Origin of the sequence: Methylocaldum sp. 14B (genome assembly GCF_002005105.1) — a bacterium.
Classification (GTDB): Bacteria; Pseudomonadota; Gammaproteobacteria; order Methylococcales; family Methylococcaceae; genus Methylocaldum.
Genome location: NZ_MSCV01000031.1, coordinates 1 through 26199 on the forward strand (window position 1 = coordinate 1; position 26199 = coordinate 26199).

At 60.0% G+C, this 26199-nt stretch carries 26 protein-coding genes; 19 read left to right on the top strand and 7 right to left on the bottom strand.

All coding sequences use genetic code 11. The features are described 5' to 3' along the window. Window positions 1-58: 58 nt before the first annotated feature. Complete coding sequence (locus tag B2A78_RS19405) at window positions 59-1489, bottom strand: PLP-dependent aminotransferase family protein (RefSeq protein WP_077731695.1); 1431 nt, start codon at window positions 1487-1489, stop codon at window positions 59-61. 128 nt (window positions 1490-1617) lie between these two features. On the opposite strand from B2A78_RS19405, the gene B2A78_RS19410 reads away from it, so the two are divergent. The 7 genes from B2A78_RS19410 (at window position 1618) to B2A78_RS19440 (ending at window position 7654) form a co-directional block, all read left to right on the top strand. After that, complete coding sequence (locus B2A78_RS19410; RefSeq protein WP_077731696.1) at window positions 1618-2598, top strand: DMT family transporter; 981 nt, start codon at window positions 1618-1620, stop codon at window positions 2596-2598. After that, window positions 2585-3178 (top strand): glutathione S-transferase family protein, encoded by a 594-nt coding sequence (locus B2A78_RS19415; protein WP_077731698.1) that lies wholly within the window; start codon window positions 2585-2587, stop codon window positions 3176-3178. Before B2A78_RS19410 ends, B2A78_RS19415 begins: the two co-directional genes overlap by 14 nt. Window positions 3179-3458: 280 nt before the next feature. Continuing rightward, window positions 3459-4268: a PhzF family phenazine biosynthesis protein gene (locus B2A78_RS19420; protein WP_077731699.1), complete on the top strand. Its 810-nt coding sequence runs from the start codon at window positions 3459-3461 to the stop codon at window positions 4266-4268. After that, window positions 4265-5464: a PLP-dependent aminotransferase family protein gene (locus B2A78_RS19425; RefSeq protein WP_077731700.1), complete on the top strand. Its 1200-nt coding sequence runs from the start codon at window positions 4265-4267 to the stop codon at window positions 5462-5464. The genes B2A78_RS19420 and B2A78_RS19425 overlap by 4 nt, the downstream gene beginning before the upstream one ends. A gap of 30 nt (window positions 5465-5494) precedes the next feature. Continuing rightward, complete coding sequence (locus B2A78_RS19430; protein ID WP_077731702.1) at window positions 5495-6145, top strand: glutathione S-transferase family protein; 651 nt, start codon at window positions 5495-5497, stop codon at window positions 6143-6145. Further along, window positions 6142-7062: an EamA family transporter gene (locus B2A78_RS19435; RefSeq protein ID WP_077731703.1), complete on the top strand. Its 921-nt coding sequence runs from the start codon at window positions 6142-6144 to the stop codon at window positions 7060-7062. The genes B2A78_RS19430 and B2A78_RS19435 overlap by 4 nt, the downstream gene beginning before the upstream one ends. Before the next feature lie 67 nt (window positions 7063-7129). Beyond that, a complete protein-coding gene (locus B2A78_RS19440; RefSeq protein ID WP_077731704.1) occupies window positions 7130-7654 on the top strand; it encodes a DinB family protein in 525 nt (174 codons plus the stop codon). 25 nt (window positions 7655-7679) lie between these two features. On the opposite strand, the gene B2A78_RS19445 is transcribed toward B2A78_RS19440, so the two are convergent. Beyond that, window positions 7680-8126 carry a hypothetical protein gene (locus B2A78_RS19445; protein WP_077731761.1) on the bottom strand — a complete coding sequence of 149 codons (447 nt, stop codon included), beginning with the start codon at window positions 8124-8126 and terminating at the stop codon, window positions 7680-7682. A 178-nt stretch (window positions 8127-8304) separates the two neighbouring features. Between B2A78_RS19445 and B2A78_RS19450 the strand changes: the two genes are divergently transcribed. The 5 genes from B2A78_RS19450 to B2A78_RS19470 all read left to right on the top strand — a co-directional run bounded on the left by B2A78_RS19450 (window position 8305) and on the right by B2A78_RS19470 (window position 12402). Next, on the top strand, window positions 8305-9270 hold the full coding sequence (locus tag B2A78_RS19450) for a helix-turn-helix domain-containing protein (protein ID WP_077731705.1): 966 nt from the start codon (window positions 8305-8307) through the stop codon (window positions 9268-9270). A 116-nt stretch (window positions 9271-9386) separates the two neighbouring features. Next, on the top strand, window positions 9387-9656 hold the full coding sequence (locus B2A78_RS25785) for a hypothetical protein (protein WP_143735231.1): 270 nt from the start codon (window positions 9387-9389) through the stop codon (window positions 9654-9656). 108 nt (window positions 9657-9764) lie between these two features. Beyond that, complete coding sequence (locus B2A78_RS19460) at window positions 9765-10028, top strand: hypothetical protein (protein ID WP_077731707.1); 264 nt, start codon at window positions 9765-9767, stop codon at window positions 10026-10028. After that, entirely contained in the window at window positions 10025-10909 is an 885-nt protein-coding gene (locus B2A78_RS19465) for an ATP-binding cassette domain-containing protein (protein WP_205780837.1), read from the top strand. The genes B2A78_RS19460 and B2A78_RS19465 overlap by 4 nt, the downstream gene beginning before the upstream one ends. After that, window positions 10906-12402 (top strand): glycine betaine ABC transporter substrate-binding protein, encoded by a 1497-nt coding sequence (locus B2A78_RS19470; RefSeq protein WP_077731708.1) that lies wholly within the window; start codon window positions 10906-10908, stop codon window positions 12400-12402. Before B2A78_RS19465 ends, B2A78_RS19470 begins: the two co-directional genes overlap by 4 nt. A gap of 46 nt (window positions 12403-12448) precedes the next feature. On the opposite strand, the gene B2A78_RS19475 is transcribed toward B2A78_RS19470, so the two are convergent. Together B2A78_RS19475 and B2A78_RS19480 are read right to left on the bottom strand one after the other, a co-directional pair. After that, complete coding sequence (locus tag B2A78_RS19475) at window positions 12449-12958, bottom strand: DUF2380 domain-containing protein (protein WP_077731710.1); 510 nt, start codon at window positions 12956-12958, stop codon at window positions 12449-12451. 148 nt (window positions 12959-13106) lie between these two features. Next, entirely contained in the window at window positions 13107-13787 is a 681-nt protein-coding gene (locus B2A78_RS19480) for a DUF3280 domain-containing protein (protein WP_143735232.1), read from the bottom strand. 77 nt (window positions 13788-13864) lie between these two features. Here B2A78_RS19480 and B2A78_RS19485 point away from each other — a divergent pair, with 77 nt between their 5' ends. Beyond that, complete coding sequence (locus tag B2A78_RS19485; RefSeq protein ID WP_168175482.1) at window positions 13865-14542, top strand: TetR/AcrR family transcriptional regulator; 678 nt, start codon at window positions 13865-13867, stop codon at window positions 14540-14542. Between the two features lie 186 nt (window positions 14543-14728). Then, window positions 14729-15178 (top strand): hypothetical protein, encoded by a 450-nt coding sequence (locus tag B2A78_RS19490; protein ID WP_077731714.1) that lies wholly within the window; start codon window positions 14729-14731, stop codon window positions 15176-15178. 244 nt (window positions 15179-15422) lie between these two features. Here B2A78_RS19490 and B2A78_RS19495 read toward each other — a convergent pair whose 3' ends face one another. Continuing rightward, the gene (locus B2A78_RS19495) at window positions 15423-16034 is read right to left on the bottom strand and encodes a hypothetical protein (RefSeq protein ID WP_240502596.1); all 612 of its coding nucleotides are present in this window, start codon (window positions 16032-16034) and stop codon (window positions 15423-15425) included. After that, window positions 16035-17507 carry a HAMP domain-containing sensor histidine kinase gene (locus B2A78_RS19500; RefSeq protein WP_240502597.1) on the bottom strand — a complete coding sequence of 491 codons (1473 nt, stop codon included), beginning with the start codon at window positions 17505-17507 and terminating at the stop codon, window positions 16035-16037. A gap of 155 nt (window positions 17508-17662) precedes the next feature. Here B2A78_RS19500 and B2A78_RS19505 point away from each other — a divergent pair, with 155 nt between their 5' ends. From B2A78_RS19505 to B2A78_RS19515, 3 genes are all read left to right on the top strand, one after another. Continuing rightward, complete coding sequence (locus tag B2A78_RS19505; protein WP_077731715.1) at window positions 17663-21355, top strand: hypothetical protein; 3693 nt, start codon at window positions 17663-17665, stop codon at window positions 21353-21355. A gap of 157 nt (window positions 21356-21512) precedes the next feature. Then, window positions 21513-22118, top strand: a complete 606-nt coding sequence (locus B2A78_RS19510) for a hypothetical protein (protein WP_077731717.1) — start codon at window positions 21513-21515, stop codon at window positions 22116-22118. A gap of 52 nt (window positions 22119-22170) precedes the next feature. Beyond that, entirely contained in the window at window positions 22171-23097 is a 927-nt protein-coding gene (locus B2A78_RS19515; RefSeq protein WP_143735233.1) for a DUF2971 domain-containing protein, read from the top strand. 38 nt (window positions 23098-23135) lie between these two features. On the opposite strand, the gene B2A78_RS19520 is transcribed toward B2A78_RS19515, so the two are convergent. Then, on the bottom strand, window positions 23136-23669 hold the full coding sequence (locus tag B2A78_RS19520; protein ID WP_077731720.1) for a transposase: 534 nt from the start codon (window positions 23667-23669) through the stop codon (window positions 23136-23138). A 222-nt stretch (window positions 23670-23891) separates the two neighbouring features. Here B2A78_RS19520 and B2A78_RS19525 point away from each other — a divergent pair, with 222 nt between their 5' ends. Then, the gene (locus B2A78_RS19525; RefSeq protein WP_077731721.1) at window positions 23892-25247 is read left to right on the top strand and encodes a PD40 domain-containing protein; all 1356 of its coding nucleotides are present in this window, start codon (window positions 23892-23894) and stop codon (window positions 25245-25247) included. Window positions 25248-25514: 267 nt separating this feature from the next. After that, entirely contained in the window at window positions 25515-26033 is a 519-nt protein-coding gene (gene fae, locus B2A78_RS19530; RefSeq protein ID WP_077731765.1) for a formaldehyde-activating enzyme, read from the top strand. Window positions 26034-26199 lie beyond the last annotated feature (166 nt).

Below are 26199 nucleotides of genomic sequence, written 5' to 3' on the forward strand. Positions count from 1 at the left end.
GAAGGTTTGAGTCGATCTATCCTGACTGTAGGCGCCAACGACTTCCGCCGGGCACGTTTCAGTCGTCGAAATCCGTTCCGGAATCCCGGCCGGCAAGCCCCTCATCCAGAAACCGGAAAATGGCCGGATTCCCGCAACCCGCGGCATTGAAGCGCAGCCAGGGCGAGGCTTCCTGCTGAGGCCTGAACAGGGCGCCCGGGGCGAGCATGATGCCCTGCTTGGCGGCCGCGGCGGCTAAATGCGTGGCGTTCTCGGACGCGTCGCGGCGCGCCCAGATGAACAGTCCGTCCTCCGCGTCCTGGTAAATTTCCAGCCCGCTGCTTTCGAGGTTTCTGACCGCCTCGCCGCGCGCCTTGCGGAGGCGTGAGCGCAGTTTTTCCAGGTGTTTCCGGTAATAGCCGTCGGTAAGGAGTTCGTAGACCAGCCGCTCGTCGATTTCCGAGGTGGTCAGGCTGGTCAGGAGCTTGAGATCGGTGAGGCTCTCGGCGATTTCGTACTTGCAGGCCAGGAAGCCGACCCGGAGACTTGCGGAAACGGTTTTCGAAAAACTGCTGACGAACAGCACCCGCTCCAGCTGGTCGAGCGTCGCAAGGCGCGTCGCCTGTCCGGTCAACAAATCGCCGTAGATATCGTCCTCCACGATCATCAGATCGTAGCGCTCGGCCAGTTGCAAAACCCGGTAGGCCACCGCCTGGGTAATGCTGACGCCGGTCGGGTTGTGGAGCAGCGTGTTGGTGAAAAACACCTTGGGCCGGTGCTCCTCGATGAGGCTTTCCATCGCGGCGGTATCCGGCCCCTGAGTAGTCCAGGGTACGCCGACCAGCCGCGCCCCCGAAAGCTTCAGGTAACCGAACAGGGTGTAATAGCCGGGATCGTCCACCAGCACGGCGTCGCCCGGTTTGACGAACAGCCGGCTGATCAGGTCCAGGGCATGAGTGGCCCCGCGGGTGGTGACGATCTGCCGGGGAGAGCAGCCGATGCCCTGATCGTCGAGCCGCCGCGCCAGCAGGGACCGCAGCGGTTCGTAGCCGGCCGGCAGACCGTATCCGGTCAGATAGGTGCCGCTCTTGCGGGCGAGGGTGCGGAGGCTGCGCTGAATGCCCTCGCCGTCCATCCATTCGCCGGGCAGCCAGCCGGCGCCGGGCATGGCGATGTGCGGCTGTTCCTGCAAGGCGTTGCGGAGCAGCCAGAGCACGTCCATGGCCCGTTCAAGCCGGCAGGACTGATTCACCGCAGCGCCGGATTCCGAGCGTTGAGCCACGTAAAAACCCGACCCCTGCCGGGATTTCAGATAGCCCATCGCCACCAGCCGGTCGAAGGCCTGGACCACGGTGAACTTGCTGACCCGATGCTCGCTCGCGAAATGCCGGATCGACGGCAGGCGCGCGCCGGGCCGCAAGGCGCGCTCGTCGACGCGCTGCTTGATGCCCGCCACGATCTGTTCGATCAAGGGCCGGCTGTCGTGGGGATCGAGGTTGAGGGAATTCATGATTGTTATGGCTCCGCGACCGGTACAGGATGGCCGAACGGATCGTCAACTGTATCTGTATTGTCCGCCGGCGGCAATTTATTGTACGGCCACCACGCTACGAAAACACGCTCGGGGAATCGGTTGTCATGCAGTCGAACACGTCGAAGATACGCCGGGGTTGGCTTCTCGCTATTTGGGGAATTGCCGGCTTCAGTCTGACCTTGCCCGCAACGCGCGTCGCCGTCCTGCATCTCGATCCCTGGTTCGTTGCCTTTGGACGCGGCGTACTTGCGTCTGGACTGGCGGCAATCGCTTTGCTGGTCACCCGGCAACCTTGGCCGAAGCGTCATCAGCTTCGAGGCTTAGCCTTGGTCGCATTGGGGGTCATCATCGGCTTCCCGGTGCTTTCGGCCTGGGCCATGCGCGAACTGCCGGCGTCCCACGGCGGCATCGCGCTTTCGGTCACGCCCTTGGCCACGGCCTGTTTCGGCGCGTGGTTGGCGGGCGAGCGGCTGCCCGGACGCTTTTGGATCGCGGCGCTGATCGGTGCGGCCGCGGTGTTCGCGTTCGCCTTCGAAGCCGGGGGCGGCAGCCTTCGCTCGGGCGATCTCTGGCTGTTCGCGGCGTCTTTGCTGGCCGCGCTCGGTTATGCCGAGGGCGCCAGGCTGACCCGCATTCTGGGGGGCTGGCAGGTGATCAGCTGGGCCCTGGTGCTGTCGGTGCCTTGGTTGCTGGGACCGCTGTGCTGGATCATGGCGCATACCGATCTCTCGGCGCCGTTCGACGCTTGGGCCGGGTTCGCTTATGTCGCCGTGGTCAGCCAGTTCCTGGCATTCATATTGTGGTATCGCGGTCTGGCCGTGGGCGGTATCGCAAAGATCGGCCAGATACAACTGCTGCAGCCATTCCTGACCTTGGGCGCCTCCGCGTTATGGCTGGGGGAGGCGTTGAGCGGTTCGCTGCTCGGCGTGGCTGCCGTCGTAGTGACAAGCCTTTGGGTCAGTCAGCACTCTCCGATGCGGCAGTCGGCGGAAATCAAGCGCGAAGGCCGCCGAATTCGCCATTCAATGACATTACGGACCGAGAAAAATCAAATCTTAATGAGGAACGATCATGAAGCTTTATGACATGGAATTATCGGGTAACTGCTACAAGATAAGGCTGTTTTGTTCATTGTCAGGGGTGAACTACGAATCCATACCCGTCGACCTGATGAAGGGGGAACACAAGCAGGCGGCCTTCCTGGCCCGGAACCCGCGCGGCCAGGTTCCGGTGCTGGACGATGCCGGCACCGTCGTATGGGACTCCATGGCGATTCTGGTGTACCTGGCCAGAAAATACGGGGGCGAACGGTGGCTCCCTACCGAGGCGGAAACGATGGCCAGGGTCATGCAGTGGCTGGCCTTGTCGGAAAACGAAATCCTGTACGGGCTTGCACGGGCTCGGGCGGTAACCAAATTCAACCGTCCCTGGGATCTGGCGCAATGCCAGGATCTGGGAAGATCCGGATTGGGGGTCATGGAAAACCATCTCGAAAAAAATCGATGGCTCGCCGCCGACCACCCAACCATAGCGGATATCGCCTGTTATCCGTACGTCGCTCTCGCTCCGGAAGGCGGCGTCGTACTGGACGAATTTCCACACATCGGGCAATGGATCGCACGCATCCGGTCCTTGCCCGGTTACGTGGGCATGTCCGGTCTCTGATAGTCCATTCGGCATTTGAATGAACATTTATTGTGGTGGCTTAGCGGAACGTAACCCACCGACTCAAGGTGGCTTGGTCGAGCCGTTACGCCGGGAAAGGATTCCCGGCCTACTAAACCAACATTTTTCGGTTTGGCGTAGCGCACGAAGTAGGTCGGCAATCCTTTGCCGACGCAGCCCGTCGGCGGGAGCTCTGTCGGCAAAGGATTGCCGACCTACGCATCTCCGATGCTCGCCGCCAAGCCGCAATAAAAAACGCTCTAGGAAGGTAAAAAAATCCATGCGTATTCCCATCTATCAGATCGATGCATTCACCGATCGCCTGTTCGGCGGCAACCCGGCCGCCGTGTGCGTGCTCGGTCGCTGGCTCGACGATTCCGCGCTGCAATCGATTGCCGCGGAAAACAATCTTTCCGAGACCGCTTTCCTGGTCGGCGGGAACGGGCGTTACAGCTTGCGCTGGTTCACGCCCACGGTCGAGGTGGACCTGTGCGGCCACGCGACTCTGGCCGCGGCCCATGTGGTGTTCCGGGAAATGGAGCCGGCCTTGCGGGAAGTGATCTTCGACAGCCGCAGCGGCGAGCTCCGGGTTCGCCGCGAGAACGAGCTCATGACGCTGGATTTTCCGGCGAGTCACGGCATGATTTGCGATTGCCCGGACCTCCTGGCCGAAGGGTTGGGCCGCAACCCCCTGGAAGTCCTGCGCGGTGCCATGTACCTTTGCGTTTTTGCCGACGAAGAGGACATACGCTCCTTGCAGCCCGACTTCTCGGCTTTGGCCAAGCTCGACCTCATGGGCGTCATCGTCACGGCGCCGGGCCGCTCGGTGGATTTCGTTTCGCGCATGTTCGCACCCAAGGTCGGCATTCCGGAAGATCCGGTGACCGGCGCGGCCCACTGCCTGCTGACGACCTACTGGGCGGAGCGCACCGGGAAAACCCGCTTCTCCGCGAGACAACTGTCCAGCCGGGGCGGCGAACTGGAATGCGAACTGCGGGGGGAACGCGTTCTCATCTCGGGCCGGGCCGTAAAATACCTGCAAGGCGAAATACTGCTTCAATCCTTTACCGAGGAATCAACGATCCCATGACGCTTCGATTGTCCCGCCGTGCCGAGCGGCTCACCAGTTCCCTGATCCGCGACATCCTGCAAGTCACCCAGCGGCCCGGCGTGATTTCCTTCGCCGGCGGATTGCCCGCAGACGAACTGATGCCGCCCCTGGATTTCGAAGGCCTCGCCGACGACTACCGCCAGTACGGCCCCAGCGAAGGCGAACCTGCCTTGCGGAGCCTGATCGCGCAGAACCTGTCCACATTGGGGGTGGATTGCAACGCGGATCGGGTGCTGGTCACGTCCGGCTCGCAGCAGGGCATCGACCTGGTCGGGAAGCTGTTCGTCGACGAAGGCTCGCAGGTCTTGCTGGAAGCGCCCACCTATCTCGCCACGATCCAGGCGCTCGGCGTGTACGGCGCGGAATTCGAAGGACTTCCGCTGTCCGCCGACGGCGTCGATCCGGATACGTTGCGCCTGGCCATAGACCGTCGCCGACCGGCTTTCGTCTATTTGATCCCGACTTTCCAGAACCCTTCCGGGTATTGCTACTCGGACGAAGTCCGGCGCGCGGTAGCCCAGGTTCTGGACGAAACCGGCGTGCCCCTGATCGAAGACGATCCGTACCGGGACCTGGTCTACCAGACGGTCGACCGTACCCCGATCTGCGCCTATCTGGAACGGGCGCCCTGGGTTTATCTCGGGAGCTTTTCCAAGATCACCGCGCCGGGCCTCAGGGTGGGCTATCTCGCTTCGTCGCCGGAACTCTTCTCCGGACTGGTGCGGCTGAAGCAGTCGAGCGATCTGCATACCAACCGCATCGGCCAGGCCTGGCTCACGCGGTTTCTGAGCTCGGCCGGGTTCGACGAACACATGGCGCGGATGATCCGGGTCTACGGGGAACGGCGCGACGCCATGCAGGCCGCCCTCCTGCGCCATTTCGAGGGGCTCGCCGAGTGGCGGGCGCCTGCCGGCGGCCTGTTCTTCTGGCTGCGTCTGACCCGCGAGTGCGATACCCTGGCGGCGCTCCAGGCGGCCCTCACGCGCGACGTGGCGTTCATGCCGGGCGAACCGTTCTTTCCCGCAAGAGACCAGCGTTACCCGGCCTTGCGCCTGAACTTTAGCCATGCGGCTCCGGAAAACATCGAGCGGGGCATCGGCCTGATCGCGGAAATTCTGGGGGAAATCACCGACCGCGGTGGAAACCGCACGAACAGCCCGTCCTTGTCCGTCTGAACTTTTTTCATCGAAAAGGAGTTGTCTTTCATGAATCTGACCCTGGTCATCGGCAACAAGAATTATTCCTCCTGGTCGCTGCGCCCCTGGCTGTTTCTGAAACACCACGGCATTCCCTTCGAAGAGGTCCGGATTCCCCTCTATCGAGAAGACACGGCAAGCCGCATCGCCGCCTATTCGCCGTCCGGAAAAGTGCCCGTACTGGTGAACGATGGGGTTACTGTCTGGGATTCCCTGGCCATACTCGAATATCTGGCGGAACGCTTCCCGGAAACCGGCGGATGGCCGAAAACACTTTCCGACAGGGCAAAGGCCCGCTCGCTCGCGGCGGAAATGCACGCAGGCTTTCAGGCCTTGCGCACGCATTGCAGCATGAACTGCCGGCGACAGTCCGCAAGCAAGGAATTGCCCGAGGACGCTCAAAAGGATGTCGCCCGAATCGGGCAAATCTGGCGGGACTGCCGGGAGCGGCACGCGAATGACGGTCCTTGGCTGTTCGGCCGCTTCACCGTCGTCGATGCCATGTACGCACCGGTGGCCTTGCGTTTTTGGACCTATCGGCTCGATGCAGGTCCCGTGGCGCAGGACTACGTGAATACGGTGCTCGGCCATCCTGCCATGGTTGAATGGATCGGGGCCGGCAAATCGGAAACCGAGGTCATCCAGGCGTTCGAGGAATGAAAACGAGGATTTGGCTAGCGTTGCTGGCGGTTTATTTCGTTTGGGGCTCGACCTATCTGGTGATCCGCTTCGCGGTGGAAACGCTTCCGCCGTTTCTGTCGGGCGGGCTCCGCTTCCTCGTTTCGGGCGCGATCCTGCTGATCTGGCGACGCGCGGCCGGAGATGCCATGCCGACCCTTCGCCAATGGCGATCGGCAGCCATCGTCGGCACCTTGCTCCTCCTCGGCGGCAACGGGCTGGTCTCATGGGCCGAGCAGACCGTTCCATCGGGCATTGCAGCGCTGATTATCGGCGCGGTGCCGATGTTCATGGTGATCGCCGACGCGCTCAGGCCGAACGGCGTCAGACCGACGGCCCGAGTGATCGCCGGGCTGGCCATCGGCTTCACCGGGATTTACTTGCTGGTCGGCCCGTCGGAATTCTCGGACGACCTGCATTTGGACGCTCTCGGCGTGGCGGCGCTCCTGATCGCCGGATTTCTATGGGCACTCGGCTCGATCTGCGGCAAAACCATGAATCTGCCGAAGTCCGCCTTGATGACGACGGGCGCGGAAATGCTGGCCGGCGGTTGCGCCCTAATGGCCGCGAGCGCCATGAACGGCGAATTGAAGGGATTCAGCTTTTCGGAGGTTTCCACCGACTCGTGGCTGGCATTGGCGTATCTCATCGCCTTCGGGTCTATGATCGGTTTCGTCGCGTACGCCTGGCTCTTGCAAAACGCGCCGATTCCGCTGGTGGCGACCTACGCCTACGTCAATCCGCTGGTGGCGGTGTTCCTCGGCAACTGGTTCGCGCAGGAACCGCTGACCCCGCGCATCCTGTCGGCATCGGCGATCATCATCGGATCGGTGGTGTTCATCAATAGCACCGGCCGGTCGAGAGCCAGCAAGGAAGCGGTGGTCGCGGTGAACGAATAATCCTCTTTCCCCGTATTCCGCTGCGCTGCATACGGGCTACGAAAACGCAGATTGGAGCAATAGTCTCATGTACGAGCTCAGCTATTACGAAACCATGGCCGAATACAACGCCTGGATGAACGAGAAGCTCTACCGGGTGTGCGCCGAAATTCCCGACGAACTCCGGAAAAAGGATCTCGGCGCTTTTTTCGGCTCGATTCACGGCACGCTCAATCACCTGCTCCATGCCGACCTCATCTGGATGGGACGCTTGGCTGGGCTGCCGTTGACAACGGCAGCCCTGGGCCAGGAACTTTATTCCGCGTTCGACGACTTGCGGCGGGAGCGCGAGACGATGGACCGGAAGATTCTCGACTGGACCCGGACACTCTCTCCCGAACGTCTCGCTCAGCCCTTCACCTATACCAGCCTTTCGGACCGTAAAACGCGCACCCGGCCCTTCTGGCTGCTGGTCGCACATCTCTTCAACCATCAGACCCACCACCGAGGACAACTGACGACCTTGCTGAGCCAACTGGGGCTCGACTACGGCGTCACTGACCTCCCCTGGCTTCCCAGCCTCTGCGAACTCGATCCGGCCGAGTCAGGGTGATGCGCCGGAGGGCGTCCGTCGAGCTTCAATCGTTCCTGAATGTCGATCGCAATACGATGACCGCCCCCTTGCCGAAACCGTAGCTGGTGAGGACGATACTAGCCAGCAAAAACAGCCGAAACGCCGCCGGAAACAAACCGTCCGAGGGCGTGGGAGTATCCAGCACCGGAAACATCGCCTGCATCAAAAACAGGCTGGAATTGGTGAAGGCACCGACCACCATGGCCCAGCGCACATGCCAGGGCAGCGGCACTCTGGCGGCATAGAAGCCGAAAATCAGGGCGCTCATGAGCAGGAAATCCAGATGCGCCTGCAAGAGGCGGGTGAACTTGCCCGGAAAAATGGCCGGCAGCACGGGCAGACCGAATCCCAGGCCGACCATGCACCAGGCCAGAACCAGAGCCATCAACAGCCACAGCGCGGCGCCTCTGAGCAATATCATGTTTCCCGCGAGTCCTGAATCTTGCTGCATCGTCAATCTCATCGTGAATTCCGGTTACAAATCGGTGCCGCGCAGTATGAATATTTCCGCCTTTGTCCGCTGGATCGGGACGGAAAGAAAACTTGACTGAAACGGCGGTTTCGCCGTTTACAGCCGTTTGCCGCACGCCTACTATCCGGAGCCATCGAGAAAAACGCGAACCTGATCCATGCACACATCGAATACCAAGGCCTTAACGCTATCCACAGCCGATGTGCCCAGAAGCGAGAGGCAGGGCTGGCTGCGGGAAGTCATTGGCCGGGAGTACGTCAAGGTGGAAATCAGCCCACCCGCCGACGGCGCATTGTTCAACGAGATGACGATATATCCGTGGGAAGACCTGCGCCTCTCCGCTATCCGGTCCAACGCCATCGGCATCGAACGGCTGCCGGGCGAGCCGTATCGATCCGATCAGGACGCCTATTTCGCGGTGGTGTTGCTCTCGGGCCAATACTCCCTGGAACAGCAGGGACGGGAGGTTTTTCTAAGACCCGGCGACATCACCCTCTACGATGCCACCCGGCCCCACCGCATCTACTGCCCGCGGACTTTTTCGAAACTGATCGTCTCTATTCCGCGCACGATGCTGAGAGACAGAATTGCCGGAATCGAGCACTGCACGGCGCTCCGGATTCCCGGAAAAGACGGCATCGGCGCCGTGGCGTCCATGTTCCTTCGCGGGTCCGCCAGCCAGGCGGGCCGCTTGAATCCGCACGAGTTCTCCGCCCTTGCCGAACAGTCGCTCGGCCTGCTGACCCTCGCCATAAATTCGGCGCGCCCCGCGAACTTTCATCTCTCCCGCAGCCGTTCGCTCTCCCTCTACCGGGTCAAGGCGTTCGTCGAGCGGCACCTTTCCGACCCCGGCCTGAATGTCGAATCGGTCGCGAGCGGCGTGGGCTTGTCGGCCCGCTATATCAACGATCTTTTCAAGGACGAGGAGACCTCCCTGATGCGCCATGTCTGGCGGCGCCGGCTGGAAAATTGCGCGAAAAACCTGCTCGACTCGGCGCATGTAGGCCACAGCTTGTCCGAAATCGCGCTCCGCTGGGGGTTTAACGATCTGTCGCATTTCAGCCGGGCTTTCAAGCAGCGCTTCGGCTGCTCGCCGCGGGAATATCGACAGCGGGAACACTAAATGCCTGCGCGCAGATTCGGCACGATTGACCGTTCCATCGAAAAAATTCGGCATCGGGTGAATGGAGAAGTGGAATTGAGTTCGCTATTGCGTCGTCCTGCCTTGCAGAGAGATCCATGAAAAAGAAACGACTTGCACTTTCGGCAATCACGCTCCTGCTTTCCGCATCCGCATTATCCGGCAGCTTTATTTCCATCCGCGATCATCAACATCTCAATATCCCATGTCTTATATTCGGGATTATCGGATTTTCCGGCGGGATTTTAACCGCGGTTCGCCTTTCCATCGGAAGACAGCTCGTAATGGTTTTTATTCATTACAGGTGGTTTTCATTTATGGTGAAAACTTCGTTTTCAAATTGGATCCCGGATTCGCCATACCTTTGAATATGCTGGAAGGTTCCATACAAGATGTCGCAAACCCGAGAGGGCTTGGTATCAATCTATTTGCGATATTACTTTTGGTGCTGAGTTCAAAACGCATTCTCATAGATCATGATTACCCTTGAAAAGCTCGAGATATACCAACGATTCGACGGCGACATCGATGGCTGGATTCGGGGCTCGCGACATCCCGATTCATCCGGCATGACCGATGCCGACTGGTCTTTGATCGATGAGCTGCGAACCGCGCTCCACATTATCGCTTCGGGGGCGGCCTCTCCGCGGTTTGCCGCGGCGACTGAACGGAAACTGCGCTTATCCGTGGCCGATGAACGAACTCGCGAGGCGTTGCGCAAACTCGCAGTGCCAAAATGAGCTACACGACCCGCGAACCGTTTCGAGTCGCGCATCGGAAGCCGGCGACAATCGACCCTGTCCTGTCGCGGAACAAATTTAGAGGGCGGGTCCACGAAATTCAGGCTATTAACCGGTATTATCGCCGCATGCTCAAACTGTCACGGGTCACCAAAAGCTATGACGGCGTTGCCGTGCTTCGCGACATCGATCTCTCGATTCCCGAGGGGCAGGTGGCGGTGATCATCGGCGCGAGCGGCTGCGGCAAATCCACTCTGCTCCGGCTGGCGAACGGCCTGGTCCTCCCGGACCGAGGCACCGTCGAGTTGATGGGCACGCCGGTCACCGCCTCGACGGCTCTGGCACTGCGCCGCCGAATGGGCTATGTCATCCAGGAGGGCGGACTGTTTCCGCACTTGACCGCCCGCGGCAACGTGGCCTTGATGCCGGGCCGGCTCGGCTGGTCATCCGCGCGAACAGAGGCGCGGATGATCGAACTCGCAGAACTGGTCCGCCTGCCTACGGGAGCGCTCGACCGCTACCCGTCCCAACTCTCCGGAGGCGAACGGCAACGAGTGGCCCTGATGCGGGCGCTGATGCTGGACCCCGAGATCCTGCTGCTGGACGAACCGCTCGGCGCACTGGACCCGCTGATCCGCTACGAACTCCAGACCGATCTCAAGACGCTGTTCACCGCTCTCGGGAAAACCGTTCTAATGGTGACGCACGATCTGAGCGAGGCCGGCCATTTTGCCGACGAGATCGTGCTGCTGCGCGAGGGCTCCATCGAACAGCGAGGGCCGATGACGGCTTTGATCGATTCGCCGGCCACCGAGTACGTCGCGCGCCTCGTGCGGGCGCAGCGCAGCCTGGTCGACGGACTTGTGCAACGGGCGACATGATCTACCGGCTGACCCTGCTCTTGAGCTTGTGGATCGGTTACGGCTCGGCTCCTGAAGCCGGGGAGACGACGGGGGTGGCCGTGGGTTCCAAGGAGTTCACGGAATCGGTGATCCTCGGCGAGATCGCGACCCAGATCCTCGAAAACGCGAGGATCGACGTGCAACACCGAAAGCAGCTCGGCGGGACGCGGTTCCTTTGGCAGGCTTTGATCGATGGCGAGATCGACCTCTATCCCGAATATACCGGGACTCTGATCGAGGAGGTTCTGGGCGGCCGGCTACAAGGGAAGCGGGACTTGGCGACGCTGCGCCGGGTCCTGGCGGAACAGGGCGTGTCGATGACCGAGCCGCTCGGATTCAACAACACCTATGCCCTGGGGATGATGACCGCTCGCGCGGAACGCTTGGGAATCACCACCATCTCCGAGCTGCGCGACCACCCGGAGCTCAAGTTCGGTTTCAGCAACGAATTCATGGCTAGGGCGGATGGATGGCCCGGGCTCAAACGAGCCTACCGCTTACCCCAGCAAGCGGTCGTGGGTCTGGATCATGGGCTCGCCTATCGCGGCCTTGCCGGCGGCCGCCTGGATGTGACCGACCTCTATACCACCGACGCGGAGATTCAATACTACTCGCTCCGGGTGCTAGAGGATGACCGAGGCTATTTCCCCGACTATCGCGCCGTGTTTCTTTACCGGGCCGACCTCGCCGAACGCCTGCCGGCCGTCCTTCCGGTACTCCGGCAACTGGAAGGCCGGATTTCGGAGAAAGAGATGACCGCCATGAACGCGGCGGCCAAGCTCGGCAAGGTATCGGAGCGCAAGGTGGCCGCCGACTTCCTGCGGAAACGGCTAGCCATCGCGTCCGACGGCGAGGTCGAGGGCTTGGCTGCCAGCCTGTGGCGCCACACGCTCGAACATCTCTCTCTGGTCGCAATCTCGCTGGCCGCCGCCATCCTCGTGGCCATTCCGCTGGGTATTCTGTGCGCGCGTAGACCGCGCCTGGGAAGGCTGGTACTTGGAGCCACCGGGATTCTTCAAACGATACCGTCGCTGGCGCTCCTCGTGTTCATGATCCCGCTGCTCGGAATCGGAGCCTGGCCGGCCATCACCGCTCTGTTCCTGTACAGCCTCCTGCCCATCGTGCGCAATACCTGTACCGGGCTTCAGAACATTCCCGGTCCGCTGCTCGAATCGGCCGATGCGCTCGGCCTCCCCCGCTTCGCCCGGCTACGACTGGTGGAGTTGCCCCTGGCCTTGCGCACCATCATCTCCGGAGTCAGGACGGCTGCCGTGATCAACGTCGGCATGGCGACCCTTGGCGCGCTGATCGGTGCGGGAGGATATGGGCAGCCGATTCTCACGGGCATTCGCCTGGACGATACGGGATTGATCCTCCAAGGGGCTATCCCTGCCGCCCTGCTTGCGCTATTGATCGAGGGCGTCTTCGAGCTCGCCGAACGCCGGCTGGTACCAAAGGGGTTGCGCGGGTGACCGGAAACCTCCCGGCGTTGCACAACCTTTCGCAGCCCGCCGGGGCTTACGACCCGCTAACCGTCTTGAGTCTCGTATCGATCTGCCGAGCCAGGTTCTCGATGCCCTTGGCGGTGAAGTTCTGCTGTTGGCCCTTGACCTCGACGATGAAGTCGCCGACGACATTGCCGGTCTTGGTATCGATCAAATGCGCCATGAGATAGACGAACAGGAAACTCGGCTTGTGCAACCGTCCGACGACGACGAACTCGCTCCCGCTATTTTTCCCGAGCTCCGCCGCTTCGTCCGAATGATCCCAGAGGTATCCGAACCCCTTGGTGGCGGCGGCTTGAGCGGCCGGGTCGGTCGCATCGATGTGATAGCCCTTGCCACTCAAATGTTCCTCCAGTAACCGTTTTAGCGAGGCCGTTCTTTCCACTTCTTCGGCAACGCCCGGATTCGAGGTGACATCGTTCAACTCGAAATCCAGAACCCCAATACTGGAATTCGCGCGTACCGGAAGGGAAACGAGGATCGCGAGAGTAAGGACTGAAATGATCTTGCTTAAGACAGACATGACTATGCTCCTATCGTAAATCCTGCTCGATGCCGCTGATCGCTGTTCAAACTTCGTGGCCGGGCACATCGATCGCTTTCGTCACATTCAGCTTTTCGAGCATGCTTGCTTTCTCCGGAAGTTGGACCGGAAAGCCCAAGGCGGACAGCTATTGCCTTCTTGGCGGCCTTTCCCGCAGGTCTTGGACGAAATAGGCTATGGCCCGGCGCCAGGATTCGTCCTTGTCACCCCGAAAATCGAAGGCGCGGTTGATCAGGGTTTGCCCCGTGGCGACGTCGCGGATTTGGATGTGCAGGCTGAGGACCAGATTGCTCATTCGGAACACCCATCCGACGAGAACCCGCTCGGCGCCGAGCCGCCGGGCGATGTCCAGCTCGCAGCCGTTGCAGGCATGCAGATAGCGGGCCGACTTCAGCTCGGCGACGAGTTCGGGAGCCGGCCCATGATCCACCACCCGGTACAACCCGCTGCGGCTCAGATCGTCCCGCAAAACCTCGGTCATGACAGCGAGCCGCCTGCCCCACTCGGCCTCCCGCGTGCTGTCGCCGAGATCGCCGGTGAGTTCCAAGTCCAGCACTGCGAGCGTCTTAAGATCAGGACTTTCACCCGTCGACGCCCGCTCGGCCGGAGGACTGTTCTGAGACCAGACGGGGGAATGGACTAGCACCAGAACTGCAAAAATCGAGATCAGCCGAACGAACGGGGAACGATGCATCGGAATCGCCTCATTGAAATCCAGCCTTCTTACCGGGTACGCTGCTTGGGTCACAGCGAGTTCTTCGCCCAAGCTACGGCTCAGATTACAGCATAACAATTGACGTTTCGTCAAAATTTATCCATACCGTCAAAATCATGACGAAATTAACCCGAAAGCAACGTGAAATCATCGCCCGGAAGGAATTAATTTTGGACATATCGGCGAAGCTGATCGCCGAACAGGGCTTCAGCAACTTCGGGATGGACCGGATAGCGGAGTTGACCGAGTACTCCAAGGGCACCATTTACCAGCACTTCCAGTGCAAGGAGGAGGTGCTGATGCACCTTTGCATACGCGGACTCCGAACCTGGCGCGACTTTTTCGATCGCGCGCTGAAGCTCCGCGGCAACAGCCGCGAACGGCTGCTGGCCATACACCTGGCCCACCACTTCTACGCCAAGCTGTACCCGGTGGAATACGAAAGCATTTACACGGTCAAGTCCGCCGGCGTCCGGGAAAAAATCTCGCCGGAGAGCCACGCGGCTCAAAACGAGCTCATGAAGGACGTGATCGACCGGGTCGTCATCGTCATCGACGAAGCCATCGAAAACGGCGACTTGAAGCTGCCGGGGACCATGGCGCCGCAGGACCTGGTCTACGGTTTCTGGGCATTGCATTACGGCGAACTCATGTTCGAAACCTTCAACTTCCCTTACCGGAACATGGGGATCGGCGACCTGGAGAACAACGTCCGGCTGGTTTTGCGGACCCTGCTGGACGGGCTTCCCTGGGAACCGGTCTCGACCCGGCACGACTACACCGCTTCGGCGGAGCGCATCATGCGCGAAATCTTTCCCGAGGAAGCGGCGGCGATCGCGGCACGCTGAGATCGTTTTATCGTTCTGAAAGAGCAGGGGCTTCGCTAGGTGGCGCTTCGATCGCCGCCTCCGGTGCCTCCACCTCAGCCTGTGCAACCAGCCGACGGAGACGTCCCTATTCGAAATGTCCAGCAAGTTCCGCGTCCGCAGAATTGCTAGAATCCGCCGTTTAACTCCAGGAAAGCATTCATCTGCATGGGAACAGGACTTCGGAAAACGGTCGGGCGTCGCAAACATAGACCTCCGGCCAGCGGCGAAGCACGCCGCCCCTTACACCTTCCCCGCCTCTGGCAAGGCATCGGCTGGCTGATGGTCGCCGTCGTGGTCTGGCTGAGCCTGACGCCGGAACCGCCTCAGCCGCCCACGCCGTTGCTCGCTTGGGACAAGGCGCAACATGCCTTGGCGTATGCCTCGCTGACGTACTGGTTTCGACAGGCCTTCCTGCCCCGTTGGCGCTGGCCGCTGTTTCTCCTTTTCCTGGGGATCGGACTGGAATTTCTTCAAGGACTCAGCAACGTGCGTACATTCGATCCGGTCGACATGGTCGCCAACGGTATCGGCGTTTGCCTCGGCCTGGCGCTCAGCCGCACCCCGCTCGGAAGGCTGCTTGCGAAGATCGATGCGCTTGTCGGCGGCAAAGGCTAGGCCGCTCGGCGGGTTACGGCCTTACAATACTTTCCGGTCCGGTTTAGCGGTCCAAGGGAGAGTAGGTCGGGAATCCTTTCCCGACGCAACCGTCGGAAAAACGGCTTCGTCGGCAAGGGGTTGCCGACCTACTATTAGCCCACATTTCTCGCACGCCTTTGTCGCAAGGGTGTCAAGGCGCTGCACCGGCCAGCAGGGAGCCGGCGAACAGCGCAGTGCCCGAGGGGTACGGCAAAGCCCCTGGCTACTTCCCTCCCCCCTCGCCACCCTCGGTGTCGATCGTCGGCGCGTCCATGCTCTTCTCGATGGCCCTGATGGCTTCCAGTTTCTCCCGAAGAATTTTCGCCTCGTCGGTCGGGGGATTGGTCTTATCGACCGTCTTCGAGTCCGGGGCACAAACCGTCGCCTGTTTGCGGTCCGGTTTTCGTTCCGCGGCTACCGCTTTTCTCGACAGACTCCCGGCCCGCTTCAGAGTCTCCATTTGAATGGCAACCAGGTTCTGTACCCTTCCGTCCGGCATCCGCTCGGGGGGTATGGCCCCCACGGACGCCAAGATCTTGGTCGTGTCGCCGCAGGCTTCGGAAAGCGTTCGCGCAATCAGAAGGTGCAAGCGCACGCCGACGCCCGGATTTTGCCGGTAATGCTTGAGCATCCGCCGGCATTCCTCGGCGCGAGATGCGGCGGTTTTATTGGCGAACGCGGCGCCGAAGCCCAGCAGTTCGTCGATATCCGATCGCGAATAGGCATCGTGGGAAGGTGTGTAATACGAAGCCCGGTAGCGGTCCGGGTAGAATTCCGCGCAGCCGGCCAACACCGAGAGCCCCATTAAAACTGTACTGCGGACAAGCATGTTCATTCAGGCAGCCTCGACCAGCGGTAATTGAACCCGGATGCGAGCGCCTTGTTTGTCCTGCCGCGGTTCGAGAACCTCGATCTTTCCGCGCTGATTGGCGACGCACTCGCTGGCGATGGCCAATCCCATTCCGGTACCTTCGGTGGCGAGGCTGGACGCGGCCTTGCCCCGGTAAAACGGTTCGAATACATGCTTGCTTTCCTCTTCGTCGATACCGGGCCCGTCGTCTTCGACCTCCAGCTCCATGTTGCCCCCCACGGCGCGGAGAATGATTCGAATTTCGCCGCCTACGGGCGAGTAGCTCACGGCATTGGAAATCAGGTTGTCAATAATGGTTTGTAGCTGGTCCCGATCGCCGGACACCTCGACCGGCTGGACCAATTCCTTGACCGTCAAGGACTTCGCTTGCAGGCGAGGCCGGTGATCCGCGATGACGGACCTTAACAGATCCTGCATCTTAACGCTTTCGGCGACATTCTGTTCCGGTTCCTCGTGAAGCCGGTTGTAGCGGGTCAGCTCCGCCAACAACTCTTGCAGCTTTTGAATGTTCGTGGTCAGCGTCCGGCCGATTTCGCGCTGTTCAGGACCGGCTTCGTCACTCATCATCTCGAGCTGTTCCGCGCTTTCGACGATCCGGGCCAGCGGCGTCTCGATCTCGATCGACACATTATCCATCAACTGCCGTTTCGACTCTTCGAGCGAGCGCAGGCGCGTCCGCAACAATTCCAATTGATCGCCGAGATACCGAAGATCTTGCGGCCCCGCCACGCTGATAGGCTTTCCGAAATCCCGCGCCGTCAGCCTTCGGATCGCTTCGTCCAACTGCCGGACCGAGCGGCTGAGCAAGGTCAGCAAGAACAGGATGACGGCAACCGAAGTAGGCAAGAGAAATCCTGCCTTGATCACCAGATCCTGCTGAACCGATCTCGACTGTGCGTAGAGCTGTTTCGCCTCCCGGTCGACCTGTTCCGAGATTTCCTGCCACAAAGCATTAGCCGCCGCATGCAAACCTTGAAATGCCTGGTCGTCGGGCAGGGCGACGCGATCGCCGGTGTCGGAGCTGATGATTTGCTCGTAAACCAAGCGCTCTTGCTCCGACAACTGATTGATCGAAAGCGCGACTTTTTCGTCCACGCCCATTTTCAGCAGTTCGCCCAAGGCCTCCCTCAGGGAGTTCCGAACGGTTTCGTAAGACTGCCGCTCATAGGGCTGGCGCAAGGCCGGATGCGCCAAAATGACGAAGAGCTTGGCTTTTCGCTCGATATCGGAAACCATTTGTAGCGCCGAGCGGGCGGTTTTCACCTGCTCGACGATCTGATAAAAGGTTCTTTGCTCCAGCCGCGCGATGTCGCGCATGGCGAAGGCCGCATACATCACGGCAAACAGCAAGGGAACCAGAACGACCACGAACCCTATGGGGATCAGGTATTTCAGCGAGAATAACTTTTCGAATCTCATCCGCTTCAAATCAATCATTGCCGCATCGTTGGGTTCGCAAACCGACCTCGACGATGCCGTAACACTCTTGTGACCTCCCTTATGATAGGGATTTATCGTCCGGTCGTGTTGAATGGCGTGTTCGCCCCACGAGCGACTTCCTGCGCAGCGGCGTATTCTGCAAGGTGAATCGAATGACAAAGCATTTTTTTTCGAAGGGCGGATTTGCCATTGCGGCGGCAACCTGGCTGACTTTGGCTACCGGCGCCGAACTCTCGGGATTGCCGGTTCCGGGCAGCGCCGAGAATCCTGCTCTGCTGCTCGAACTCGGCAGCCAGCCGCCGTCGGCCGCAGCCCAGGACAATGCGACGCGTGTTTATAAGGGCGATGTCAGTGCGCACGAAGGAGACGCCTCGATTCAAACCGGTCCGGATGATATCAGTTCGCTGCATCCGGGATTCGGCTCGTGGAGTGTCGCTTTCCGATTCAAACTGGAACCCCGGGCAAACGCGAGCCCCTACACCTTTTGGGCGCGCTGGCGGCAAGGCGGCGAACCGGAGGTTTGCGTGCAGACCTTCGAGATTTGGGCGGGACCCGATGCCTCGAAGCTCGAACAACGCGCGGTCGTGAAGCTGAAACCCAAGGGCTGGGAATACGCCTGGATCGGCGCGGAAACCCCGCTGACGCTCAAGGCCGACGATACCGTAATCGAAATCCGCGACAGCGGAGCCGGCCACGACGCCAAGATTTTCGACGCTTTTCTGCTCGGCGGCCCAGAGTCGCCGACGGCGCTTCCGGAACAAGGCACTAACGAACTTCCGGCGGTTCTTCTGGAATTGGGCAAAACGCCGCTTTGGATGTCGGCGGGCAAAGATCCCGCGATTCGGGTCCATCCCGGAACCGCTGCGGGACTCGAAGGCGCGGGCTCGATCCTGACCGAAAAAGACGAAGTCCAGGTTTTTCATCAAGGCTTCGGCGCTTGGGGCGCGAGCTTTAGGTTCAGCCTCGATCCCGCCGTTCCGCCCGGCCTCTATCGCTTCTTCGCAAGGTACAAGAGCGGCGGCGAAGTGTCGCAGGTCGCCCAGACCTTCACCGTAAAAGCCGGCGCCGATCCGAATGCACTGGCCGCTCGCGGCGAATTTGTAGTGACCAACACCTCGCCCTGGGAATACCAGTGGGTGAAAGGCGCTGCCACCGTGGCCATCTTGCCGGGCGACAAGGTGCTGCAAATAGAAAACGCGGGTAAAGCTGACGGCGCGAAGGTTTTCGATGCCTTTCTCCTCAAGATGGAAACGCCGCTCGGCGACTGGATGAGCGCCTCGGCGGCGGAAGCCCGAAACCGCTTTCTGGCGCGGACGAAGAGTGTGTCCGATCCTAGCGGACAGCTCTACGTGCTCGACGGCAAGGGCGATCATGGCGAAATTTTGTTCCGGGGATTGGCGGCCGATGCCGCACGCCAGCGGGTTCAAAAGCTCCGGGTGAACTATTCGATCGGGCCCGAAGCCGAGGACATGGCACGGCGCCTCAATCTGCCCGCGCTGCCCGCCGCGCTCGTAACCGACAACAACTACACCGTGCTCAGCGCCCTCGCCTCGCCGAAAAACGAAGCGGCCGTGGCGAAATTTCTCGCCGATCCGGAACACGCGGGCACGATGCTCACAATCCCGGCCGTCACATCAGACGCGCCTACCACGCTCCATAACGGCGTGCCCGAAGCCTGGCTGGTGGGCGGATTGCAGGATGGCCTTGCGGGCGTTTCGATTTACGGCCTCGATAGCGAAACCGTGCTGCGTCCGAATCCCGGCCAGCCCTACCTCAGCACCGCCATGATGGGCGGCAAGATAAAGACCTGGCAAAAGGCTCCGGCCGCAGCCAATGGCGTCACCGTCATCGAGCCCGCCACCGATCACTCCTACGGCTGGTCGCGCGGAACCGGCTACGCTCAGCTCTATCTTCACGTCGACCAGCCGACCCAGGCGCTGCTGAAATTGCGCCAGTCCGGGATCAGAACCGCCGGATGGCTGGACGGGGAGCCCCTCTCCTTCGCCGACGATCCGAACCCGCCGGCCGACTTCCCGGTTCCGGGCGAACCCGCCAAGAATGCGCTACAGGGATTCACCACCGAGGGTCTTGCGGTCACTGCCCTGCCGGAACGCGCCGAGCCTTCACAGGCCGCGCCCTTGGCGCTTGCGCCGGGGTGGCATCGTCTGTTGGTCAAGCTGGCGATGCAGCACGATAAAGGCGAAAGCTTCTTCTTTGCCGCTCGATTTACCGATGAGTCCGGAAGTCCGCTCGATTCGATCAAGACGCAGCTCGCCGATCCGAACGCCGATTTGGCGCTAGCCGGCGTGGCCGCGAAGCTCAGGCCGTTGGTGTACGTCGACGCGCCTGCCAATCTGCCCCGACCGGGCGACCCGCTCAAGCTGCGCGCCGACATCCGCTGGCATCCGATTCTGGAGGAAACCGAACTGCCCGCTCCCCTGCCCCGCTTCCGCGCCAAGCTGCGCCTCAGGATGACGGATTACCGGGGCAACGAGGTCGCCGTGAAAGAGGTCGATGGATTCTTCCCCGGCGAGGCCACGCTCGATTTCGGAAAAACGCCCAAAACGGGCTATTACGCCGTCTACCCTTCCCTGCACACACCCGACGGCAAGCTCATCATGGCCTATCCCGCCGACGGCTTCACCGTGGTTCGCGGAAACGCCGCCCAAAAGGAACGGCTGGACAAGAAAAAGCTCTGGAACAACGACTATTACGCCTTCTTCGACGGCGACAAAGGCTTCCGCCAGGAGGGCGGATACTTCGCCTGGCTGGAGCGCACGGGCATCTACAAGAGCTACGGCTCCTATCCCGGATTCCCGCCGGAGCATCAAACGAAGTGGGAACGCGCCAAGTCGCGCGGACTGGTCTTCTTCGGCGACACCTCGGGCGACAGCCATTGGCTCAACGACAAGCCGGAAGACGGGCGCGCCTTCATCGAAAAGGCCTCGGCCTATACCCGCTTCTTCAAAGCGACCAACGAAATCGACATCCGCCGCGAAGGGGAATGGCAAAAACTGCGCGCCCCCGCCCATTGGGTCGAGCGGGCTAAGTGGGAGTACGAAGCGGTACACGGGGCCCGGAAGGACGGCCATTACGTCGGCGGCAGCCTGGTGCGCCCCGGCGATACGACGGATGACGGAGGCTATGCCGGGGGCTTGAGTTCGGGAAAGTGGTTCGCCGAAGTGCTCAAGCTCGGCCTCGACAAGTACCAGGACGCCTGGGACGTCCACGCCTATCCGCAACGCCCGCCCCGCTTCGGCCATCCTATCGGCAACGGCTCCACCGAAGACGAACGCGGCGTTCTCTCGGCTTACGAAAGTCTCGGACGCAAGAACACCCTGCCGTTCTGGCTGGGCGAAGCCGGCGCCAAGACCGCCCATGGTTTCACCGGCCGCCGCTGGCAGGCGGAACAGGCCGCGAAGATGATCGCCTGGGCCAACAGCCGCAGCGACTACTTGGGGCTGGCCTTCTGCCTCGGCCACGAATACGACTGGGGCTACGGCCGCCTCTGGGACTACTCCATGGGTCACAAACCCGCCGAGGCGGCTCTCTACACCGCCGGCGCCCTGATCGACGGCTTGCCCTACAAGGCCGTGGACACCCAAGACGCCAACATCCAGGCCGCCTATTTCGGCGAAACCTTCATGATCTGGCGGACGGACGAGCAGACCGGCGATTGGCCGCTAAAGCTCGATCCGGCGAAGGCTTGGGTCGTGGTAGACGTGGTGGGACATGCTGAGCATCTTGCGGTCGATATGAACGGCAAAGCGGCTGCCAGGGTATCCGCGAGTCCCTTGTATATTCTGAGTAAGGGGGATTATGAAAGGTTGATGCGGGGGCGGTAGCTGGTTGATGGGTTTCGCTTCGCTCTACCCATCCTACGGTGTGAACCAAAGTTTTTAGAAGCATTGATCATAAATCAGGCGCTTTATCTGTCACTTTTGATACAAAATAAGACGTTATATAGAACTTCTATTTCAAGTTGGGCATTTAAGGGAGCATATGGCTAAAGACGCTGTATATTCGGGAGAGCGCGAGGTTCGCACCTTCGTTGACTTGAATCATGGGGCCAATGTTCTCTTACAGAAGTCATTGGAAGACGAGAAGGGCAGCTACTACACGACCATGGCTTCACTGCTGATGAGAGCTTTCACTTTCGAGGCATACCTCAATCACCTGGGTAGTCATCTATTCGACTTCTGGCCGGAAATCGAATCAATCAAGGTCTTGGATAAGTACGCCGCCCTTTGCAAGCACCTGGGGATCACGACCGATTTCTCAAAGAGACCATACCAAACTCTCAGTGCGCTCTTTAAGTTCAGGAACGCCATAGCGCATGGCAAATCGGTAATTCTCGAAGAATCCAAAGAGGTTAGTTCTAAAGACGAGCCACACCGCCATACGCCCAAAGCCCATTGGGAAGAATACTGCACAGAGTCGAATGCAAAGCGGGCTGAGGAAGATGTATCGGCAATTATCAAAGAAATGCATGAGGCGGCGGAATTGGGCGACTACCCGTTCATTCACGGAGTTGGCGTAGGTTCGATATCGCTCAAGCCTGCCCAACAAACCGCTGCACGCGACCGCGTTAAGAAACGCACCGCGTGAGCGGCAACGTTCGGCGTCAGTTCAGCGCCAGTGATCATCGGTGGACTCCGAGATGAATAGCTCAGAAGATTCCCAACGCCCTCTTGCCCCTTTGGGAAGTATCGAACCCCACGCGCCACTACTGCGCATTCCGCCGCAAGACCAATTGCTGTACAAGATCATGACGGTCGAGAATCTCTTGCGCTCAGTCACCGGCAATTATCTCTACTTCAGCCGCGTCGACAGTTACTCGGACTTCCCCAACGCTGACGAGAACGACAGCCGGCAGTTACCAAAGGATCAACCGGCCAATGCTGCCGCTAGGTTCCAGAAGGCCCCGGACTTTTCCGTGGCGCATTATTACGACGAATGCAGGAGCAGAACCTTTGCGAGCTGCTTCTCCGTCGAGAACTCCGACTATATCTGGAACAACTACGCCAACGGTAGCGAGAAGGGCAAAGTCTGCGTCGTGTTCGAGTTTGGGAAGCTGCGAGCCATGCTCAATCGCGCATTGAATCCCGAAGGCGCCGTCCTTCTATATGAAGGCAATCCCTGTCGTCAGATATTCTCGGTAAATTACGGCTTGGTTAGCTATGTCGATTGGGACACCCATCAGACAAACGAGACGTATCTGTCCAATCCAATTCTCTACACGTACATCAAAGACGCCGATCGCTTCAGCGAAGAGAAGGAGTTGCGCATTTCCTTTTCTGCCATTGGCATTGGGCACTTCGCTCTAAAGGACGGCACATTTATTCACTTCCCGCCCTCCCTGCAACTTGAGTTCGACTTTCGAGAGGCAATTGCGGGCGCCGCAATTCGAGAAATCCTGTTGGCACCTGAGGCCGACTCTGGTTTCCTGATGCACGAGTTGAGCAAGCTCCGAATTGAACCAGCCCGCGTAGGATGGGTAGAGCGAAGCGAAACCCATCAATCCGAGAAGCCTATTCGAAATCCAAATCGTCCATCTCGGAACCCGCCCAATCCTTCGAGCCCGTAGGCTGGGATGAGTGAAACGAATCCCAGCAAATCAAGCTGTTACTCCCATTGACACGCCGCGACATCCGGCGAGATCGACGCCCAGTCGGCAGGGTAGACGCCCCGTTCGACCCAACGATGAAAGGACGAATAAGGCCAATCCTTCGGAGATTGCACGTAGCCATGTTTGACCGGGTTGAAGTGAATGTAATCCAGGTGTCGGTGGTAATCCCGTTCGTCCCGAATGACATGCTCCCAATACCGGCGTTGCCATATGCCTCGCTCGCCTTTTCTCCGGCGGCTCGCCGAAATGCGCTCTTCTCCATCGATTCGGCGGGAAAAGCGCGCCTTTATTAAACGCCAGCGGGTTGAGAAATCGTCATCGGCCGGCGGCAGTTGCCACACGCAATGGAGATGGTCCGGCAAGACCACAATGGCCTCGATCGAGAAGGGATGCGATTTCCGAGTCATCTTGAACGCTTCGCGCAGATCGGCAATATGCCGCGTGAGAAGGTCGTTGCCGCACCTTTCCGCCAGATTCACCGTAAAAAAGTACACTCCGCCGGCAATTTTGGCTCGTTTATAGACACGCATGAATCGAGTTTAGCTGGGTTCCGGTTCCTTCAACCTAGCCTACCGAGATTATGGAAAGATTAGAGTACAAGATAGATAGAGCCGCGTTTGCTGGGAATCGCTTCGCTCGTCCCAGCCTACCGGACTGCTTACCCCGCCCCAAACTTGTCACAAAAATGAGGAACTACCGTAAATAAATTGTTCTCGAATTGAAAGGATGCGCCTTTGAGGAAGGAGGGAATCATGAAGGCGTTAAGGAATAACGAGCAGGGAACGGGCAGAGCGAAGAAACATCTCCGTGCAGGCTTGTCGGTCGCCCTGCCGTTGATGGGGATCTGGTCGCAGACGGCGCTCGCCCAATTGACCTGCGGCATCACGCAGCTCACCGACGGGAACACGTTCGGAGCCATCGTCCAGCAAAACAATGCGTCCATAAGCGCCGACGGCAGCCGCATCGCCTTTCATCTCGACGCGGACCTGACGGGAGGCAATGCTGACCGCAATTTCGAGCTCTTCCTGTTCGATACCAATACGAACACCGTCACCCAGATTACCAATACGACGAGCGGATCAGCGCCGGCCAACCATGCTCCCTCTCTGAACGCGGACGGTACCCGTATCGCCTTCGAGTCGACTGCGGATTTGACCGGGCAGAACCCGGAGCTGAACAGAGAGATCTTTGTGTTCGACGCCACGGCTGGCGCCGTCACGCAGCTCACCGAAAACGCCGGAATCGGCCAGGCCTTCCTGCCATCCATCAACGCCGACGGCACCCGTATCGCTTTCGAGTCCAACGCGAATCCGACCGGTCAGAACCCTAACGGCAACTCTGAAATAGACCTGGTCGACACGGCGGCCAATAGCACCACTCAGATCACCAATTCCCCCGCCAGGGCCGGCAGCTTCAATGCGTCGATCAGCGCAAACGGCACCCGCATCGCCTTCGAATCCGATGAGGACCTGACCGGCGGGAATCCCGACTTCAACCGGGAGATATTCCTGTTCGACACAGCGACCAACGCCACGACGCAGCTCACCAACTCCATCGCAAGCGCGGCCGGAATCGGCAACTTCGCTCCATCCATCAATGCCGACGGTACCCGCATTGCCTTTCACTCCAACCAGGACCTGACGGGCGGCAACACCGACGGCAACGACGAGATCTTCCTGTTCGACGCGACCGCAGGCGTACTCACGCAGATCACCTATTCCACCGAGGGCGACCCTCTCCTCGAGAACTACTCCGCATCGATTAGTGGCGACGGCGCCCGTATCGCCTTTGTGTCCGGCCGGGATTTAACCGGGACCAACCCCGACGGCAGTCTCGAAATCGTCTTATTCGATATCACTACCGGCGCCTTTACGCCGGTCACCGATGCCGCGGCGGGCAGCAGTATCAGTCCTTCGATCAGTTTCGACGGGAGACGCATCGCCTTCGTGTCGAGGTCCGACCTGACCGGGGGCAATAGCGACAACTTCGATGAAATATTCCTGGCCGACTGTGTAGAACCCGAGGAAACGCCACTCGATGACGGCCTTACAGACGGCGGAAGCAATGCCGAATCGGTGAGTACGACTTTCTTATCTCGAGGCCGGTGATCATCGGCGGGGATTCCGTCTCCGGGACTACCAAACGTACGCTCACGGGAGACGCGTCGAGGGCATCTTGAGCGATTAAGAACCGCGCAGGATGGGTAGAACACAGCCTTCCCGGCTTGCCGCCATTTCAATAAGAACCTGCAACGATTCCGCCCGACTCGTGATCTAAGGGTGACAAACCGGGTGCAGACGCTTCGGCGACTTTGCGCTCGGAACCGGACGTTTGTTCCGCCGATAAGCGCATTCAAAGGAGGGATTACCATGCAAATGCAAGTGCCGAAAATCGATCGAGTGCTGGTGGGCGAAGCCTTGGTAGGAGAAGGCAAAGAGGTCGCGCATATCGATCTGATCATGGGACCGCGTGGCAGTAATGCGGAGACCGCATTCTGCATCGCTTTGACCAATCAGAAGCGGGGCGACAATGCGCTGCTGGCGCTGGTCGCTCCCAATCTCATGGCCAAACCCCACACGGTGTTGTTCAACAAAGTCGAAATCAAGAACGAGAAGCAGGCGACCCAGATGTTCGGGCCGGCGCAGCGCGGCATTGCCAAGGCCGTGGTGGACAGCGTCAGGGACGGCATCATCCCGATGGATGAAGCCGAGAACACGTTCATCTGTGTCGGCGTCTTCATCCATTGGGAAGCCGACGACGACGACAAGATTCAGGACTGGAATTACGAGGCGACCAAGCTGTCGATCAAGCGCGCCATCGAAGGATCGCCCACGCCAGCCGAAGTCATCGCACAGGAGGAAGTGGCGCATCATCCGCTGGCAGCGCACGATTAAGGAAAGGCAAGGGTTAGGGCGCCATTACATAGGATGCGCTGACGAAGGAAGGGTTGCGACTAAAGCAACCGTTTGCGATTGGAAGGGTCGCGACTAAAGGTCCGTTTGCGATTGGAAGGGCAGCTCTGATGCTCCCAGAGATGCCATTTGCGATTGGAAGTGCATC

Excerpts from the sequence above, each read along its gene's own strand:
- B2A78_RS19405 (WP_077731695.1), bottom strand. The coding sequence starts at position 1,489 with ATGAATTCCCTCAACCTCGATCCCCACGACAGCCGGCCCTTGATCGAA.
- B2A78_RS19410 (WP_077731696.1), top strand. The coding sequence starts at position 1,618 with ATGCAGTCGAACACGTCGAAGATACGCCGGGGTTGGCTTCTCGCTATT.
- B2A78_RS19415 (WP_077731698.1), top strand. The coding sequence starts at position 2,585 with ATGAAGCTTTATGACATGGAATTATCGGGTAACTGCTACAAGATAAGG.
- B2A78_RS19420 (WP_077731699.1), top strand. The coding sequence starts at position 3,459 with ATGCGTATTCCCATCTATCAGATCGATGCATTCACCGATCGCCTGTTC.
- B2A78_RS19425 (WP_077731700.1), top strand. The coding sequence starts at position 4,265 with ATGACGCTTCGATTGTCCCGCCGTGCCGAGCGGCTCACCAGTTCCCTG.
- B2A78_RS19430 (WP_077731702.1), top strand. The coding sequence starts at position 5,495 with ATGAATCTGACCCTGGTCATCGGCAACAAGAATTATTCCTCCTGGTCG.
- B2A78_RS19435 (WP_077731703.1), top strand. The coding sequence starts at position 6,142 with ATGAAAACGAGGATTTGGCTAGCGTTGCTGGCGGTTTATTTCGTTTGG.
- B2A78_RS19440 (WP_077731704.1), top strand. The coding sequence starts at position 7,130 with ATGTACGAGCTCAGCTATTACGAAACCATGGCCGAATACAACGCCTGG.
- B2A78_RS19445 (WP_077731761.1), bottom strand. The coding sequence starts at position 8,126 with ATGCAGCAAGATTCAGGACTCGCGGGAAACATGATATTGCTCAGAGGC.
- B2A78_RS19450 (WP_077731705.1), top strand. The coding sequence starts at position 8,305 with ATGCACACATCGAATACCAAGGCCTTAACGCTATCCACAGCCGATGTG.
- B2A78_RS25785 (WP_143735231.1), top strand. The coding sequence starts at position 9,387 with ATGAAAAAGAAACGACTTGCACTTTCGGCAATCACGCTCCTGCTTTCC.
- B2A78_RS19460 (WP_077731707.1), top strand. The coding sequence starts at position 9,765 with ATGATTACCCTTGAAAAGCTCGAGATATACCAACGATTCGACGGCGAC.
- B2A78_RS19465 (WP_205780837.1), top strand. The coding sequence starts at position 10,025 with ATGAGCTACACGACCCGCGAACCGTTTCGAGTCGCGCATCGGAAGCCG.
- B2A78_RS19470 (WP_077731708.1), top strand. The coding sequence starts at position 10,906 with ATGATCTACCGGCTGACCCTGCTCTTGAGCTTGTGGATCGGTTACGGC.
- B2A78_RS19475 (WP_077731710.1), bottom strand. The coding sequence starts at position 12,958 with ATGTCTGTCTTAAGCAAGATCATTTCAGTCCTTACTCTCGCGATCCTC.
- B2A78_RS19490 (WP_077731714.1), top strand. The coding sequence starts at position 14,729 with ATGGGAACAGGACTTCGGAAAACGGTCGGGCGTCGCAAACATAGACCT.
- B2A78_RS19495 (WP_240502596.1), bottom strand. The coding sequence starts at position 16,034 with ATGAACATGCTTGTCCGCAGTACAGTTTTAATGGGGCTCTCGGTGTTG.
- B2A78_RS19500 (WP_240502597.1), bottom strand. The coding sequence starts at position 17,507 with ATGATTGATTTGAAGCGGATGAGATTCGAAAAGTTATTCTCGCTGAAA.
- B2A78_RS19505 (WP_077731715.1), top strand. The coding sequence starts at position 17,663 with ATGACAAAGCATTTTTTTTCGAAGGGCGGATTTGCCATTGCGGCGGCA.
- B2A78_RS19510 (WP_077731717.1), top strand. The coding sequence starts at position 21,513 with ATGGCTAAAGACGCTGTATATTCGGGAGAGCGCGAGGTTCGCACCTTC.
- B2A78_RS19515 (WP_143735233.1), top strand. The coding sequence starts at position 22,171 with ATGAATAGCTCAGAAGATTCCCAACGCCCTCTTGCCCCTTTGGGAAGT.
- B2A78_RS19520 (WP_077731720.1), bottom strand. The coding sequence starts at position 23,669 with ATGCGTGTCTATAAACGAGCCAAAATTGCCGGCGGAGTGTACTTTTTT.
- B2A78_RS19525 (WP_077731721.1), top strand. The coding sequence starts at position 23,892 with ATGAAGGCGTTAAGGAATAACGAGCAGGGAACGGGCAGAGCGAAGAAA.
- fae (WP_077731765.1), top strand. The coding sequence starts at position 25,515 with ATGCAAGTGCCGAAAATCGATCGAGTGCTGGTGGGCGAAGCCTTGGTA.